This window comes from Egicoccus sp. AB-alg2 (genome assembly GCF_041821065.1).
In the GTDB taxonomy this organism is placed as follows: domain Bacteria; phylum Actinomycetota; class Nitriliruptoria; order Nitriliruptorales; family Nitriliruptoraceae; genus Egicoccus.
This window is the reverse complement of the sequence record NZ_JBGUAX010000007.1, coordinates 328,738-343,422: the sequence shown is the minus strand read 5'-3', so window position 1 is coordinate 343,422 and position 14,685 is coordinate 328,738. Positions and strand designations below refer to the sequence as shown.

14 protein-coding genes are annotated in these 14,685 nt (G+C 70.0%); 10 read left to right on the top strand and 4 right to left on the bottom strand.

Going from position 1 to position 14,685, the window contains the following annotated elements; translation table 11 throughout:
* The first annotated feature begins 282 nt into the window (after window positions 1-282).
* Complete coding sequence (locus ACERM0_RS15860; RefSeq protein WP_373679588.1) at window positions 283-1,230, top strand: IS481 family transposase; 948 nt, start codon at window positions 283-285, stop codon at window positions 1,228-1,230.
* Window positions 1,231-1,254: 24 nt separating this feature from the next.
* Here the strand turns inward: ACERM0_RS15860 and ACERM0_RS15855 are convergent, their stop codons facing one another.
* From ACERM0_RS15855 to ACERM0_RS15845, 3 genes are all read right to left on the bottom strand, one after another.
* Complete coding sequence (locus ACERM0_RS15855; protein WP_373679587.1) at window positions 1,255-1,521, bottom strand: DUF2510 domain-containing protein; 267 nt, start codon at window positions 1,519-1,521, stop codon at window positions 1,255-1,257.
* Window positions 1,522-2,320: 799 nt separating this feature from the next.
* Window positions 2,321-2,881 (bottom strand): hypothetical protein, encoded by a 561-nt coding sequence (locus tag ACERM0_RS15850; protein WP_373679586.1) that lies wholly within the window; start codon window positions 2,879-2,881, stop codon window positions 2,321-2,323.
* 563 nt (window positions 2,882-3,444) lie between these two features.
* Entirely contained in the window at window positions 3,445-4,266 is an 822-nt protein-coding gene (locus tag ACERM0_RS15845; protein ID WP_373679585.1) for a hypothetical protein, read from the bottom strand.
* Window positions 4,267-5,030: 764 nt separating this feature from the next.
* Here ACERM0_RS15845 and mgtE point away from each other — a divergent pair.
* The 6 genes from mgtE (at window position 5,031) to ACERM0_RS15815 (ending at window position 10,448) form a co-directional block, all read left to right on the top strand.
* Window positions 5,031-6,368, top strand: a complete 1,338-nt coding sequence (gene mgtE, locus ACERM0_RS15840; protein ID WP_373679584.1) for a magnesium transporter — start codon at window positions 5,031-5,033, stop codon at window positions 6,366-6,368.
* 94 nt (window positions 6,369-6,462) lie between these two features.
* Complete coding sequence (locus tag ACERM0_RS15835; RefSeq protein ID WP_373679583.1) at window positions 6,463-7,230, top strand: enoyl-CoA hydratase; 768 nt, start codon at window positions 6,463-6,465, stop codon at window positions 7,228-7,230.
* A gap of 45 nt (window positions 7,231-7,275) precedes the next feature.
* On the top strand, window positions 7,276-8,133 hold the full coding sequence (locus ACERM0_RS15830; protein ID WP_373679582.1) for an undecaprenyl-diphosphate phosphatase: 858 nt from the start codon (window positions 7,276-7,278) through the stop codon (window positions 8,131-8,133).
* Between the two features lie 126 nt (window positions 8,134-8,259).
* Entirely contained in the window at window positions 8,260-9,042 is a 783-nt protein-coding gene (locus ACERM0_RS15825; protein WP_373679581.1) for a glycoside hydrolase family 16 protein, read from the top strand.
* A 144-nt stretch (window positions 9,043-9,186) separates the two neighbouring features.
* Window positions 9,187-9,498 (top strand): hypothetical protein, encoded by a 312-nt coding sequence (locus ACERM0_RS15820; RefSeq protein ID WP_373679580.1) that lies wholly within the window; start codon window positions 9,187-9,189, stop codon window positions 9,496-9,498.
* 125 nt (window positions 9,499-9,623) lie between these two features.
* On the top strand, window positions 9,624-10,448 hold the full coding sequence (locus tag ACERM0_RS15815) for a DUF5995 family protein (protein WP_373679579.1): 825 nt from the start codon (window positions 9,624-9,626) through the stop codon (window positions 10,446-10,448).
* A 60-nt stretch (window positions 10,449-10,508) separates the two neighbouring features.
* On the opposite strand, the gene ACERM0_RS15810 is transcribed toward ACERM0_RS15815, so the two are convergent.
* Window positions 10,509-12,020, bottom strand: a complete 1,512-nt coding sequence (locus ACERM0_RS15810; protein ID WP_373679578.1) for an esterase/lipase family protein — start codon at window positions 12,018-12,020, stop codon at window positions 10,509-10,511.
* Window positions 12,021-12,283: 263 nt separating this feature from the next.
* Between ACERM0_RS15810 and ACERM0_RS15805 the strand changes: the two genes are divergently transcribed.
* The 3 genes from ACERM0_RS15805 (at window position 12,284) to ACERM0_RS15795 (ending at window position 14,669) form a co-directional block, all read left to right on the top strand.
* The gene (locus ACERM0_RS15805) at window positions 12,284-12,436 is read left to right on the top strand and encodes a hypothetical protein (protein WP_373679577.1); all 153 of its coding nucleotides are present in this window, start codon (window positions 12,284-12,286) and stop codon (window positions 12,434-12,436) included.
* Window positions 12,427-13,152 carry an HTTM domain-containing protein gene (locus ACERM0_RS15800; RefSeq protein WP_373679576.1) on the top strand — a complete coding sequence of 242 codons (726 nt, stop codon included), beginning with the start codon at window positions 12,427-12,429 and terminating at the stop codon, window positions 13,150-13,152. The genes ACERM0_RS15805 and ACERM0_RS15800 overlap by 10 nt, the downstream gene beginning before the upstream one ends.
* A gap of 176 nt (window positions 13,153-13,328) precedes the next feature.
* Window positions 13,329-14,669, top strand: coding sequence for a sorbosone dehydrogenase family protein (locus tag ACERM0_RS15795; protein WP_373679575.1), 1,341 nt, complete (start codon window positions 13,329-13,331; stop codon window positions 14,667-14,669).
* Window positions 14,670-14,685 lie beyond the last annotated feature (16 nt).

Here is a 14,685-nt window from a genome sequence, read left to right as displayed (position 1 = left end):
GACGGAGGGGCCACAACCGTGATTCTGTGCGCCACCGCTAGAGACCAGGGCCGCTCATAACGAGATGGGGTCGTCGCGATTCGTTGCGGGCTCCGGGTCAGGACCGACGTGCGCGTGCCCGCCCAAAACCCGACGCCCGGGGCCTCCAGCCACGGATGAGCATGGACGATCCACGCCTTACTCAAAGGGGCGCTAGATGTAGTTGCTACGAGGGTTGTTCAGAAGACATCCGGGTCTCGCTAGGACTGGGGGTGCTACCGCCGCCAGCACCTGGAGACCCGGATGCAGGTTCACGCTAACGCGCCCTGGACGCCTCTGCGACGCCGACAGCTCATCCCGAAGATCGACGCCGGCCAGCTCAGCGTGGCCGACGTCGCCGAGCTTGGCGGCGTCAGCGAACGCACCGTGTTCAAGTGGCTCGACCGCTGGCGCCACGGCGACCAACTGCTCGCCGACCGCCCCTCGATCGCCCGATCGTTGCCGCACGCGACCCCACCGGCCATGGTGGCCACGATCGAGCAGCTGCGCCGGCAGCGCTGGACCGTGCCGGCGATCGGGGACGCGCTGCGGATGCCGTACTCGACCGTGACCGCAGTGTGTCGCCGGCTCGGCCTGAACCGGTTGTCCAAGTTGGGCCCGGTCGAGCCGCCCAACCGCTACCAGCGCCGTCACGCTGGCGAGTTGATCCACGTTGACGTCAAGAAGCTCGGCAAGATCGGCCGGCCTGGCCACCGCGTGCACGGTGATCGAACCACCCGCGTGCGCGGCATCGGCTGGGAGTACCTCCACGTCGCCGTGGACGACGCGACCCGGCTGGCCTACGCCGAGGTACTCGATAAGGGCGAGACCGCCCAGACCACCGCCGGGTTCCTCGAGCGTGCCGTGGCCTGGTTCGCCGCCCGAGGGGTACACGTGCGGCGTGTCATGACCGACAACGGCCCCGGCTACCGCTCCCGCGACCACGCCCGCGTGTGCCACCAGCTCGGGCTCAAGCACCTGCGCACCCGGGCCTACCGGCCACGAACCAACGGCAAGGCCGAACGGTTCATCCGGCTGATCACCAACAGCTGGGCCTACGGTGTCACCTACCAGACCTCGCAGCACCGCCGCCGCGCCCTGCCCGCGTGGCTGCACTACTACAACCACCACCGACCCCACGGCTCCCTCAACCGAGCGACACCCGGACTACGGCTACATCAGCTGAACAACCCTGCTGGCATCTACAGCTAGACCCGCGCCCCGTGCCCAGAATCGCTACCGCGGCTGCGCATCGTGCCTGGTATCCGTGGTCCACTCGAGCCCGTTCCAGTGCCTGACCGAACCCTCGCTCCAGGGGTCCGGGTACCACCCGGCGGTGGTGTGCCCGTCGCCGAGGGCGGCGACTGCAGCGCGTCGGAAGGCCCTGTGGCTGGCCTCCTCTCGCTCGGTGCCTGACTTGTGTACGTACGCAGGGCGCCGCCGCTGAGGGCGACCTCGGGATGCGCGCGAGGCTTCCTCTTCGCGCTGACGAGCGTTGCCCACCAGATACCTGAGACCAGCGCCAGGCTGAGGGTGGCCGACCCGGCGAGCTCGGGCGACTCCATCTCCGCAAAGGCGCCACCACCAACGCCACCGAGCCAGAGGAGAAGCGATCCGAGCGCGGCGGACGACCAGACACGACGGTCGGTTCGCCAACTACCAAGCTCGACACCACCATTGAGCGCGATCTCGGCGCAACTCTCATCCAGGCTGGCCAGCGCTTTGGTCAGCAGATTCGTCATCTCGCCGACGGCGTGCAACGATCTCCCTCCCGCTCTCACTCGTCAGGAGGCCACACGTGACCAGGGCGAGTATGGCAGTAACCGGTGCTGTGCTTAGTACCGCGGCATTTCTACGGTTCTTCCGCGCCGAGCACGTCCGGTTCGACACCGTCACGCCGAGCAGCCAGCAGATAGAAGCGATTTACGCCCTGGGTGAGTACCTGGGCGTTCATCCTGGCCCGTGGCAAGACCATGACTCCGTTCAAGGCGTCTTCAAGTGGGCGGTGTCCGGCCGAGCTGCCGACGTGATCAGATTCTTACGGCAGGTGCGTGGTGTCGTACCACGAGCCGATTGAAGGCGCCGACAGAGCCAATCTGCAGGAAGGAGCTGACCGGGGTTCGATGGAACTCCACCCGCGGCTCAGGGAGGGACGGCGCTGCGGCGGGCTCGTACACGCCAAAGCCGTGATTGCGGGCGATCCGCTCTGCTCGCCATCGCGTCCATAAGAACGGCGGTTGTTCCCATGCCGGTTGCCTGACAGCATGGCGTTGCGGCCCGGCCGAACCCCCCGCGGCGAGAACTACTGAGGGAAGTCGCTCTCCCAGCGTTGAAGCGCCTCGCTCAATGGGGTGATGTCGATCCCGGCTCGCAAACCCCAAATTCCAGCGAAACTGCCGACGTGAGCCACCGCGTGGTGCAGCAGCACCGAAGGGGTCGTGGGATAGCCGGTGTCGCGTTGAGGCAGAATGCTGCCGTCTTCGCGGTCGAAGTGCCCTGTCAGGCAACCAAGGCCACCGTGGGCGTCGTGCAGACTCGTTACCCGGTAGTGATCTCGATAGATCGCGGGCGCCCATCCCCGGTATGAGTCCTTGCGTGACGCGAAGATCTTGTCGAGCCGTTCGACGAGCCCGTTCTTCGCCTTGTAGTCGGACAGCTTGAGCCTCTCCGCGCCCTCGGGTCGCGGCCGCGACTCACCAGTCAGGACGGACTCGAAGTGGTGAACCTCGAACTTGAGCGAGCGCTGCAGGACCTCTAGCGCGCCTTCCTCACCGAGCAGGACAAACGTTCCTGCCATGTACGTCTCAAGCAGCGTTCGGTACAGAGTCCCGACCGAATCGTCCTCGCCCGCTTCGGCGAGCACGGCCAAACCCCCAAGAGGCGCCTGCCGCGGGCTACGTAGCCACCCGCGAAGATCACGTGATCGGCGTCACCGTCTCTGACCTTATACGGGAACCACGTCACTGTAGCCTCGAGAACCGCCCGGGCGGCCGCGATGGCGGCGGAGCGAAGCTCTGTCGCGCTCATGCTCTTCTCCAACACCCCGGGCCTCGCCGGGTCGGCGAATCGCTGGCATCAAGGTTGTACATCCTGATACCAGAAGGCGGTACGACTCCTTCGTGCCCTGCCGGCGCTGCACTGCAATCGTTGCAGATGCCCCGAAAACATGATTGCCGGCGCCCAAGCGTGTGAACAACGCCCGCACGTACTACCCGTCGGTGACACCATCACCGTGACTTCCAGCGCGGCGCCATCCGCCATCGAGAGCGCATAGCGACTCCGAGAGGACCGCGAGATTGCATCGAAGCGGTTCCCCCGAGTGATGACGAGACGCTCAGCCTCTGTCGTGTTGTCGAATAGCCCGTTCTCGTAGCTAGGGTGAACAACGAGCCTGCTCATGTGTCGGTTCCGGCAAGTTGTGAACAGTCATTGATGCGCTAGGCGTTGTTGCTGATATTCGACCTCGTCCACTTCCGGTAGCTCTTGTCGCTGGCCGACAACGTGGCCAAGCAGATACAACGCGCTGAATGTCTCCCGATCGGATGCCCAGTCTCCAGTCGCGGCACCACTGAAGAAGTCGTCGAGCAACTTCGTGCCGATGTCCGCTACGCGAGCCGCGACAATGCCTCTGAGCTCTGCATAGGACTGCTCGACGAACTGAGGATCAAGCTGCAGCGCGCTGTCAACCGGCAGGTCCCAGCTGACTCGATACGCGTCGAGCCCTCCCATAATGCCGGAACTGTGCGCGATGACGTGCCGAAGTTGCCAGAGATCTGTAAGTGTTGTCACATCTTGGTTGCTGAACGGGCGCAACTCAAGGAGCCGTTCATACCGGTCATTCACTAGGTCCGGTTGCTGCCAAGCGCCGAATGTGGAAGCGAACATTGCTCCGACTGAGGTCTGGTCACGGTGGGCTAGCAGACTTTCGACGGACACCGAGGTCTTGTTCCAATCTAGGAGGCGCTTATCGTACGAAGTCGTTCGATCGATGATGTGCGCAAAGAGGGCCTTCCAGGTCAACTCGAACGAACTGAGTAGAACCGCATACGTAGCCGCGCACAGGTTGTGCAGATGCCGCTTCGCCGCACCGGAGTACGCTCCCTCGGCCAATCGCTGATTGAAGTAGGGAGCGGCCAATGTCAAGTCTCGTCCGCGCTCTATGAAGAAGGCGCCGGGACTCCGCTCCAGCTTTCGTGCAAGTCGGCGGTCGCGGTCTGTGCCGTGTTCGCTGATTCCTGGGGCATCCATGCCAATAAGGCTAGCAAGTGAGTCGCATCAAACCGTGAACCGGCGAGAACCTTAGGGCTTGGCGGTTGCGAAGGTCCCGACTCCGAGCGAGGATGCGCGCCAGTTCTCGTTGCAGCTCGCACCCGCGGCGTCGTTGCCCTTCACCGCGCGCCCCTCAGGCGCTCCCGCGTACGTTGCCACTCGTCCACTCTGCAGCCGAAGGGCGTGCCCCCGCGCAGCTTCGATCGGCTGCCGCTGCCGCCGGGGCGCCCGCAACGGGGACTGTCGGGCGGGTTGACGCCCAGGTGGGGGGCGTCGGCTCGGACATCAACCATGGGTGTCCGGCACGCGAGGTGCTTCCCCCGAAGCGCTCGGGGGACTGCCCGTGCGTGTTGCCGCTGACGCCGGCTGCTGGCACGTCGAACGTCAACCATGGGCGACCTCCGTGCCCTCGGCGCTTCCGCGGAAGCGCCGACGGCACGGAGAAGCCGCGGCGGCGCCGACGCACGTTCTGTGTCCGGTCCGGATGACCGACACGGCCGCCGTTGACACCCGTCGGTACCTCGGGCACCCTCCGGCCGCGACACCGGGGCGGTGTGCCCCGCTGTCCTGTCCGGCGACGCCACGACCTCGAGGAGGTGAGACCGCTGGACCCGAGCTCTAGTCACTCGCCCGAGCGTCGGGCGGCGGTCGACACTCCCTGAGTGATCCGGGGTGTGCCGTCCTGCGTCCGGCGCGCCCCGACCCCGCGGGCTTCCTCGTGCCCGCGAAGGGAGTGCACGACCATGACGCAGGACACCCTCACCCTGATCGACCTCGTCCGCCAGCGCGACCTCGACGGCATCGACGCCTGGCTCGACGAGCACGGCGCCCTGGACGTGGCCGAGGAACTGGCCCGACTGGAGCCGGCCGACCGCGCCGTCGTCTTCCGCCTGCTCGGCAAGGACCGGGCACTGGCCGTCTTCGAGGCGCTCGACCCGGTGCACCAGCAGCAGCTGCTCGAGGCGCTGGCCGACCAGGCCGTCAACGAACTGTTCCTCGGCCTCGACGAGCACGACCGTGCCCGTCTCCTCGACGAGGTACCCGCCAAGGTCGCCCGCCGGCTGCTCGCGACCCTGCCCGTCGACGCCCGCAGCAGCACCAACGTCCTCCTCGGCTACCCGGAGGAGTCGGCCGGCCGGGTCATGAGCCCGCGCTACGTCAGCCTGCGCGCCTCGATGACCGCGGCCGACGCGCTCAGCAAGGTCCGCCGCGCCGGGCTGCGGCCGCGTGAGGTGCTGGTCCTGCCGGTCACGGACGACCAGCGGCGGCTGGTCGGCGCCGTCGACCTGCCCGACGTCGTCACCGCTGCCCCCGGCACCCGCATCGCCGACCTGCTCCGTCAGGAGACGTTCTCCGCCCGCGTCGACGACGACCAGGAAGCCGCGGCCCGGCTGATGCAGGCGGCCGACCTCGTCGCCCTGCCGGTCGTCGACACGGAGGGCCGGCTCGTCGGCGTGGTCACCGTCGACGACGCGATGGAGATCATCGAGGCCGAGGAGACCGAGGACATCGCCCGCGCCGGTGGTTCCGAGCCGCTGGACGTGCCCTACCTCGACGCCGGCGTGTTCCACCTCGCCCGCAAGCGAGCCGTGTGGCTGCTCATCCTCATCGCCGCCGCCGTGCTGACGGTCAACGTCCTGCAGGTGTTCGAGGACACCCTCGAGGCGGTCGTCACCCTCGCGCTGTTCATCCCGCTGCTGATCGACACCGGCGGCAACTCCGGTTCACAGGCGGCCACCGTGGTGATCCGGGCGATGGCCGTCGGCGAGGTGCGCTTCGCCGACCTGCCACGCATCCTGCGCCGGGAGCTGGTCGTCGGGGCCCTGCTCGGGGTGATGCTGGGGCTGGTGTCGCTGCCGCTGGTGACGATCTTCTTCGGCTGGCAGCTCGCCCTGGTGATCGGCTCGACGCTGCTGACGATCTGCACGTGGGCGTCGTTCTCCGGCGGCCTGCTGCCGCTGCTCGCCAAGCGGATCGGCATCGACCCGGCCGTGGTGTCGGCACCGCTGATCACGACCCTCGTCGACGCGACCGGGCTGGTCATCTACTTCCTGATCGCGCGCGCCGTCCTCGGCCTGTAGTCGCCGTCCGCGGTGTGCGGCGGGCGCGTGGGCTCTGGCAGGCTCGCGCCCACACACCCACCGACGCCCGCCCGACCCGGCTCCCGGAGTGCCCATGTCGCGTCTCACCACGGTCCCTCCCCGCGACGGCGTCGCCGTCCTGACCCTGGACGCCCCCGACCGCCGCAACGCGCTGGACCTCGCGACCATGCAGGACCTGGTGGCGCAGTTGCGGGCCGCCGACGAGGACGACGAGGTCCGCGCGATCGTGCTGACCGGCGCCGACCCGGCCTTTTGCGCCGGCCTCGACCTCGAGGCGGTCGGCTCCGGTGACCTGGTGCTCGAAGAGGTCGAGGACCGCGACGCCGACCCGTGGAAGACGCTGCAGGAGCTGCGCACGCCGACCATCGCGGCCGTCAACGGCGCCGCCGTCACCGGCGGGCTGGAGTTGGTGCTGTGCTGCGACCTCGCCGTCGCCTCGGACCGCGCCCGGTTCGCGGACACGCACGCCCGGGTCGGCATCCATCCCTCCGGCGGCCTGTCGGTGCTGCTGCCGCGCTACGTCGGCCTGCGCGACGCGATGGGCATGAGCCTGACCGGCCGGTTCGTCGCCGCCGACGAGGCGCGGGCGATGGGCCTGGTCAACGCGGTCGTGGACCACGAGGAACTGCTGCGCACGGCCCTGTCGATCGGGACCGCGATCGGCGAGACCGACCCGCGCATCACCGCCGCCCTCCTGCACACCTACCGCGAGCTGTCGGGTGTTCCGCTGGCGGACGCCCTGGAACGCGAACGCATCCGCGGCCGTTCCCTGGTCGTGGACGCCGACGCCGTCGCCGAACGCCGCGCCGCCGTGATCGAGCGCGGCCGCCGCCAGCTGTAGGCGCCTTTCCCGCCCCTTTCCGCCCGCCTTCCGGAGTTGCTCGGCATGTCCCTGTTCGTCGCGTTCGTGCTCGGCGTCGTGCAGGGGGTGTTCATGTTCTTCCCGGTGTCGTCCACCAGCCACCTCGTGCTCACCCAGACCTGGCTGCGCGGCGTCGGCGTGGATCTGCCACCGCCCGAGAGCGCCGAGATGGTGCTGTTCGACCTGCTCGTCCACGTCGGCACGCTGGTGTCGATCGCGGTCGTCATGGGCGCCGGGCTGCGCGCGCTGGCCTCCGGCGTCGTCGACGACCTCGGCTCCGGGCGTCTGCGCGCCGGCGGGCTGCGGGAGGCGGTGTCGACACGGCTGGTGCTGCTCGGGTTGCTGACCACGGCGGTGACGGGCGTGCTCGGGTTGGTGTTCGTCGATCCGCTCACCCGCGTCTTCGGCTCCCCGACCGCGATCGCCGTCGCGCTGGTCGGGACCGGCGCGATGCTGTGGTGGACCGACCGGGCCGGACCGGGCCGGCTGCGGGCCCGCGACGTCGGGGTGGGCGTCGCCGTCGCGATCGGGATCGCGCAGTTCGCCGCGCTGGCGCCCGGCCTGTCGCGCTCGGGCACGACCATCTTCGCCGCGCTGCTGGTCGGCATGCACCGCAAGCTGGCGGCCCGCTACTCGTTCTACGTCGCGATCCCCACCATCCTGGCGGCCGCCGGACTGCAGGCCCTGGAGGTGCTGGGTGCCGGCGGTCTGACGCAGGTCAGCTGGGCGGCCATGGCGGTCGGCACCGTCACCGCCGCGGTCGTCGGCGCGGGCGCGCTGTGGGCCGTGCTGCGTCTGCTGGAACAGGCCCGGTTCCGGATCTTCTCGGTCTACGTGTGGGTGCTCGCGGCAATCGTCCTGACCACCGGGTTCGGCGCCTGACCGAGCGGGTTCGGCGCCTGACCGAGCGGATTCGACGCCTGTCACCCGGGGGCCGGATCGCGAGTCGCCGGGTGCACGGCCGCCGACGATGGCACGCTTGGTGGGCCCGCGGACGAGGAGCCCACGGTGGATCTCGACGACGTGCTGGCCCGCGACCACGTCCTGGACGTCGAGCAGACCTTCGACACCGACGAACTCGACCGCGAGGTCTGGCTGCCGTACCACCTGCCGCAGTGGAGCTCGTCGGCGGCCGCGGCGGCCCGCTACCGGCTCCGCGACGGCCATCTCGAGCTGCGGGTCGACGCCGACCAGCCGCCGTGGTGCCCGGAGTTCGACGGGGACACGCGAGTCTCGTCGTTGCAGACCGGCGTCTTCTCCGGCCCGGTCGGCAGCCGAATCGGCCAGCACCGATTCCACCCTGACGCCGTCGTCCGCGAGGAGCAGCCGCCGCGCCGCCTGCTGACGCCGACCTTCGGCGCCGTCGAGCTGCGCGCCCGGGCCGAGGTCGACGCCACCTCGATGGCGGCGCTCTGGATGATCGGCTTCGAGGACCAGCCGGACCGCTCCGCCGAGATCTGCGTCTGCGAGATCTTCGGTCGCAACGCCGGCCCCGAGGGCGCACGCATCGGCATGGGCGTGCACCCGTTCGGTGACCCGACGCTCGCGGACGACTTCGCCGAGGTCTCGCTGCCGATCGACGTGACCGAGTTCCACGAGTACGCGGCGGTCTGGGGCCCCGACGGCGTGACGTTCCACGTCGACGGCGTCGCTGTCCGCACCGTCACGCAGGCGCCGCAGTACCCGATGCAGTTCATGCTCGGCGTCTACCAGTTCGGTGACGATCCGCACGGCCGCTTCCCGAAGCGATTCGTGGTCGACGCCTTCCGCACCTACCGCCGCCGGGACTGACACGCGTCCGCCACGCCCCGAACCGGTGGCGGGTCTTGCCAGCGCCCCCCACGGTCGGCTATCCCGGCGCGCCGGCGCAGACCGTGCCCGTCGGCGACCGATCGTCAGGCGTCGACGAACGAACCGACACGAAGGGGGAACACCATGCGAGCTCGTCGAACGGCCGTCCTCGCGGCGGCCGCCGGCGCGATGGTCCTGGGCAGCGCCCTGCCGGCCGCGGCCGACCACGCGCACGTCCGTCAGCTCGGCAACGGCCAGTGCGTGGTGCTGGCCGAAGGCAGCGGCGAGGCATCCGTGCAACTGCCCCACTACGAGGAGCTGCCGGAGAACCGCCGGCACCCACTGCACGTCAAGGTGCACCTGGGCGAGCCCGGCACGCGCCAGGGCGAGCACGTCGTCTGGGTCAAGGGCAGTGCCGACGACCTGGCGAACTGCGCCGGCTACGTCAACCGCTGACGTCACCGCTGACGTCACCGACGGCCGGGCGTGTGCCCGGCCGTCCACCGTTTTCCGGCGGCACCTCCGTGGCTGGACGCCGTCGAGCCGGCAGGATGCGCTGTGTGGCGGCCGGGAGCGAGACGATGCCCGAGGTGGGGCAGGCGGACACGATCGACGACGTCCTCGCGGCGCTCGACGACGTCGTCGCACGGTCGATCGAGCAGCAGGATCGCGTCGGCTACTTCGCGGCCCTGTACCGGACCGTGACCGCCAAGGTGAAGGAGGGCATCGAGCAGGGCCGGTTCGACGACGTCGAGCGGATGGCCCGGCTGGACGTCGTCTTCGCCAACCGCTACCTCGACGCCCTGGCGGGGTTTCGCGCCGGGACGCCGATCACGCACTGCTGGCAGGCGGCGCTGGACGCGGCCGGGCAGCGACGACCGTTGATCCTGCAGCAGCTGCTGGTCGGCATCAACGCGCACATCAACCTCGACCTCGGCATCGCCGCCGCCACGGTCGCCCCCGGCGCGCAGCTGTCGGCGCTGCGACGCGACTTCGACCGCATCAACGAGATCCTCGCCGCGCAGATCGCGACCGTCGCCGACGACGTCGGGTCGCTGTCCCCGTGGATCGGGTTCCTGCGGCTGGTGGGTGGCCGCCGCGAGGACGAACTGGTCCGCTTCAGCATCGAGGTGGCACGCACGCAGGCGTGGTGGTTCGCCCGCGAACTCGCGACGCTGCCGCCCGACCAGTGGGGCGGTCCGATCGGTGCGCGCGACGCGGTGGTGACGCGCCTGGCCAGGCGCGTCCTGCACCCCGGCGGGCTGCTTGGCACCGGCCTGCTGGTCGTGCGTGCCCGGGAACGCAACGACGTCGCGCACAACATCCGGGTCCTCGGGCGACTGCCCGGCCCCGACCTGGCCGTGGTCGACGCCCGCGTGCGCGAGGAGCGTCACCCCGACGGCTGACCGGGCCCGACGCACGGTGCGACGTACGCACGGGACGGACGCTCGCGCCGCCCGCGCCGCCTAGAAGACCGTGCGGTCGCTGACCGACAGGCGGACCGCGGCGTGGTCGCCGAGGAAGCGGCGTGCCCGCTCGGGCAGCGGGACGGTCGCCACCCACGAGCCCAGTTCCGGGTCCTCGTCCGTCAGCGGCGGCCCCTGCGGCACGTAGTCGCGCAGCGGCACCGGCAGCTCCGAGCTCCAGACCACCCAGGCGGAGAAGCCGTGGTCGAGGTGGCCGACGTCGACGACCAGGACGTCGTCGAAGTCGGCGGCCTGCTCGAGGTGGTCGAAGAACTGGAAGGCGCCGCGCCGTTGCCGCAACGACAGGATGCGCACCTGCAGGATGTAGCGCATCGTCTCGGTGGGCCGGCTCGCGCGGCTCGACAGGTAGGTGGTCACCAGCGGCACCGGCCGGTCGGCGGTCCCGGCGACCTCGGGCTGGCCGAGCTGGATCGGGCAGTGGTGCGCCGCCAGCTGCTCGTGCATCGCGATCGGCAGGCCGCGGACCGACAGGCGCGTCTCCGCCTGCCAGACCACCTCGGGGTCGTCGTGCGGCAGCTTCAGGTGCAGCAGGTCGGCCTGGACCGCGAGGTCGCCGAACAGGAACCGCCGCAGGTTCTGGTAGCCCTCCTCGGAGTTCACCAGGCCGTAGCGGCCGCTGTGGCTGCGGTGCACGAAGCCGTGTCTGGCGCCGGGCAGATAGGCGTTCTCGATCTGCACCAACCCGTCGCTCTTGGCGCCGACCGCCTTCGAGGACAGGCCGAACGCCGCGCCGTAGTCGTCCGGGTTGGTGCCGACCAGGCAGAAGATCCGCTCGTTGGGGAAGACGTGGTCGGGCACGTCGAGCGGGCTCCAGCCCTTGGGCGGCCCCTTGGGGGCGGTGTCGCGCGCCGGGGTGAGGTACTCGTACATGCGGCGCGGACCGAACACCTCGGCGCCCGCGATCCCGAACGTGTCCCGCAGCCGCTCGAACAGCCCGAAGCCGACGTCGAACTGGATGCCGCCGTGCGGCGTGCCGTAGGTGAACAGCCGCGCCACGTAGTCGGTGGCGTGCCTGCCGGGCCGCTGGTCAGGGATGATCTTCTGGATCAGGCTGCGACAGATCAGCCCGCCCATCGAGTGCGCCACCAGGTGCACCCGCGGCGCTCCGGTCTTGCGCTGCAGCAGCTCGATCAGCTCGAGCAGGTCCTCGGCGGCGCGTTCGAGCCGGAAGGCCTGGGGCTTCTCGCCCCACGTGGACGCCGACACGTCGTAGTAGCGGTGGATCCAGATGCTGTCCGGCGGGACGCGGCCGTCGGGCTGGCGCGACAGGTAGTCGGCCTGGCTGCCCTGCACCAGCAGGTGGTAGTCCTCGTCGAGGATCAGGCGCAGCAGCGGGCTCTCGAACTGGTGGAACAGCGGCTCGCCGCTGCCGCCGACACGCACGTGTGTCGAGCCGAGGTTGAACCCGTAGAACGGGTCCTCGACCTGCGCGTCGATGCCGGAGGTGGTTCCGGCGTAGCCCCGGACGTACACGACCGGCAGCTTGCTCATCGCGGTGCCCTCCGCCCCCGACAGGCCTCCCAGCCCCTCGCCGGACTCTAACGCCCGGCATCGCCCGAACGAATGACCGTGTCCCTCGAAGTCAGCAGCGGGAGGCGGGCGGCGGCGAGCGCAGGACGGAACTCCCTGTCACGAAGCGGGTGGCCGACGGAGGATCGCCTTCTCCGCGGACGGGGGTACGCGTGACTGAACTCCAATCATCACCTGCCGAGAGGGCGGCACGGCCCGCCGCAGGAGGAAGGGCGCGGCTGTCGATGCGACGCCGCGTCGGCGTATTGATCGTGCTCCAGATTCTTCTGCCGCTCGCCATGCTCGGGCTGCGCTGGTCCGATCCCACGCTCGACCAGTTGCCATTCGGCTGGCAGATGCACACCGGCTGCTGGGGGGCCGAACACCGATGCAGGTGATCTTCCCGCGAATCGTCGGCGCCCTCGTCTTCACCTACGTTCCCTTCATCGCCTCGAAGCCTGTCGAGCCATCCTGGTTCGCGACGCTCGTCGCCGGTGTGTGGCTCGTGCCGGCCGCGCTGTTGCTTCTCGGCCGGCGCACCCGCCTGGCACTGACACTGCTGTTGTGTCTTTCGTTGGGCGGCTACGTGTGGGGCGTCGGAGGCGACTACCTCTTTTCTTGGCTCGCCATCATCCTGCTGGCGACGCACGAGCATCCGTTCGAGCGGGCTCTGCTACTGCGGGTGATGGTCAGCGTCGTCTACGGGTTCGCCGTCCTCTCCAAGCTCAACCCTGTCTGGCTGGCCGGCGACCAGATCGCCGTGCTCGGCCGCAAGGTGTGGCAATTGCAGCCATTCCGCCCGATCCTTTTGTCATCGTGGGTCGTCGTGATCGCCGTCGCCGTCCTCTTCGTCGAGGCCTGGCTGGCGATCGGTCTGTGGTTTCGCCGCACGCGCGTCCCGACGGCGTTTCTCGGTGTTCTGACGCACTGCATGCTCATCGTCGGGGCGAGCCGGGACCTGCTCGCCTTCTCGGATCTTCTCGCCCTGAACCTCGGCCTGCTCGCGATGTACCCGGCGTTCTGGTTGTTGCCTGCCACGGAGACGGAGCCGCTGACCCCGGAGAAGGCGTTCGGACGATCGCTCGAACGGGTGACCGCTCTCGCCACCCGGTGACGCCCCTCGGCGAACCGACCGCGTGCCCCGGCCCCGGCTGGTCATTGACGGAACGAATGACCCTGTTCCACGTCCGGCGCGGGACGAGGCTGACCCCTCGGCCGGCGACGCGGAGGTGGCTCGTGCGGGGACGGTGCCTTCGAAGATCGCCGCGGGCGGCCACCGGGGCGGTGCTGGTGACCGCGGCCGTCCTCGTGCTCGGTTGCGGAACGGCAGCGACGGAGGCCGACGGACCCGAGCCGACGCCGACGGCGATGGCGCCGGCACCTCGTGAGGACACCGTCACCGATGACACCGCGACCGATCCGCCGCCGCCACCCGACGACGCGGGGACGACGGACGACGGCGCGGCGGACGCAGACGACGGCGCGGCGGGCCCGAACGACGACGCGGAGGCACTGGAGGATCCCGCGGACGCGCCGGATCCGCGCCCGCTCCCGGACGACTTCGACGTCGAGGTGGAGTCCCTCGCCGCCGGGCTCGATCCGCTGACGTTCGCCGGGGCGCCGCCCGGTGACGAGCGCATCTTCCTGCTGACGCAGGACGGCCAGGTGCTGCTGCTCGTCGACGGGGAGGTGCTCTCCCGCCCGTTCCTCGACCTGCGCGACGAGGTGGTCGTCGGCACCGAGCAGGGGCTGCTGGGTCTGGCCTTCCATCCCGAGGACCCGGACCGCTTCGTCGTGCACTACAGCGCCCGCCCGGACGGCGACACGCGTGTGGTGCAGTACCGAGCCGACCCCAACGATCCCGACCGTGCCGATCCCGGCAGCGCCCGGGACATCCTGACGCTCGAGCAGCCGCACCACTGGCACAATGGCGGCATGGTCGCGTTCGACCGCGAGGGGCTGCTCTGGCTCGGCCTCGGCGACGGTGGACCGGGTGAGGACCCGGCCGGGCGTGGGCAGGACCCGACCGACCTGTTGGGCTCGCTCGTGCGGATCGACCCGGACCCCGACGGTGACGAGCCGTACGCCGTCCCCGCCGACAACCCCTTCGCCAACGGCGACGCCGGCGCCCCCGAGGTCTGGGCCTACGGACTGCGCAACCCGTGGCGCTTCTGGCTCGACCCGGTGGACGACACGGTCACCATCGGCGACGTCGGCCAGTACCGCTACGAGGAGATCGACGTCCTGGGCGTCGACGAGGCCGGCGCCAACCTCGGTTGGGCGGTCCGCGAAGGGCCCGACTGCTTCGGTGCGGACACGTGTGACGAGGACGGCCTCGTCGACCCGGTGGTGACCTACGCCCACGACGGGCAGGCCTGCGCCGTCGTCGCGGGACCGGTCTACCGCGGCCGGGCGCTGCCGGAACTGTGGGGCCACCACCTCTACACCGACGTGTGCGCGGGCTGGCTTCGCACCTTCCTGCTCGACGACGGGGAGCTCGCCGACGAGGGCGATCTCACCGACCGGACGGGGACGCTGCGCTCGCCGGTCTCTCTCGGCGTCGACGGGGACGGCGAGGTCCTCGTCGCGACCGGGACCGGCGAGGTGCTCCGGCTGGTGCCGGCCGGCTGACGCGGTGCCCGTTGCC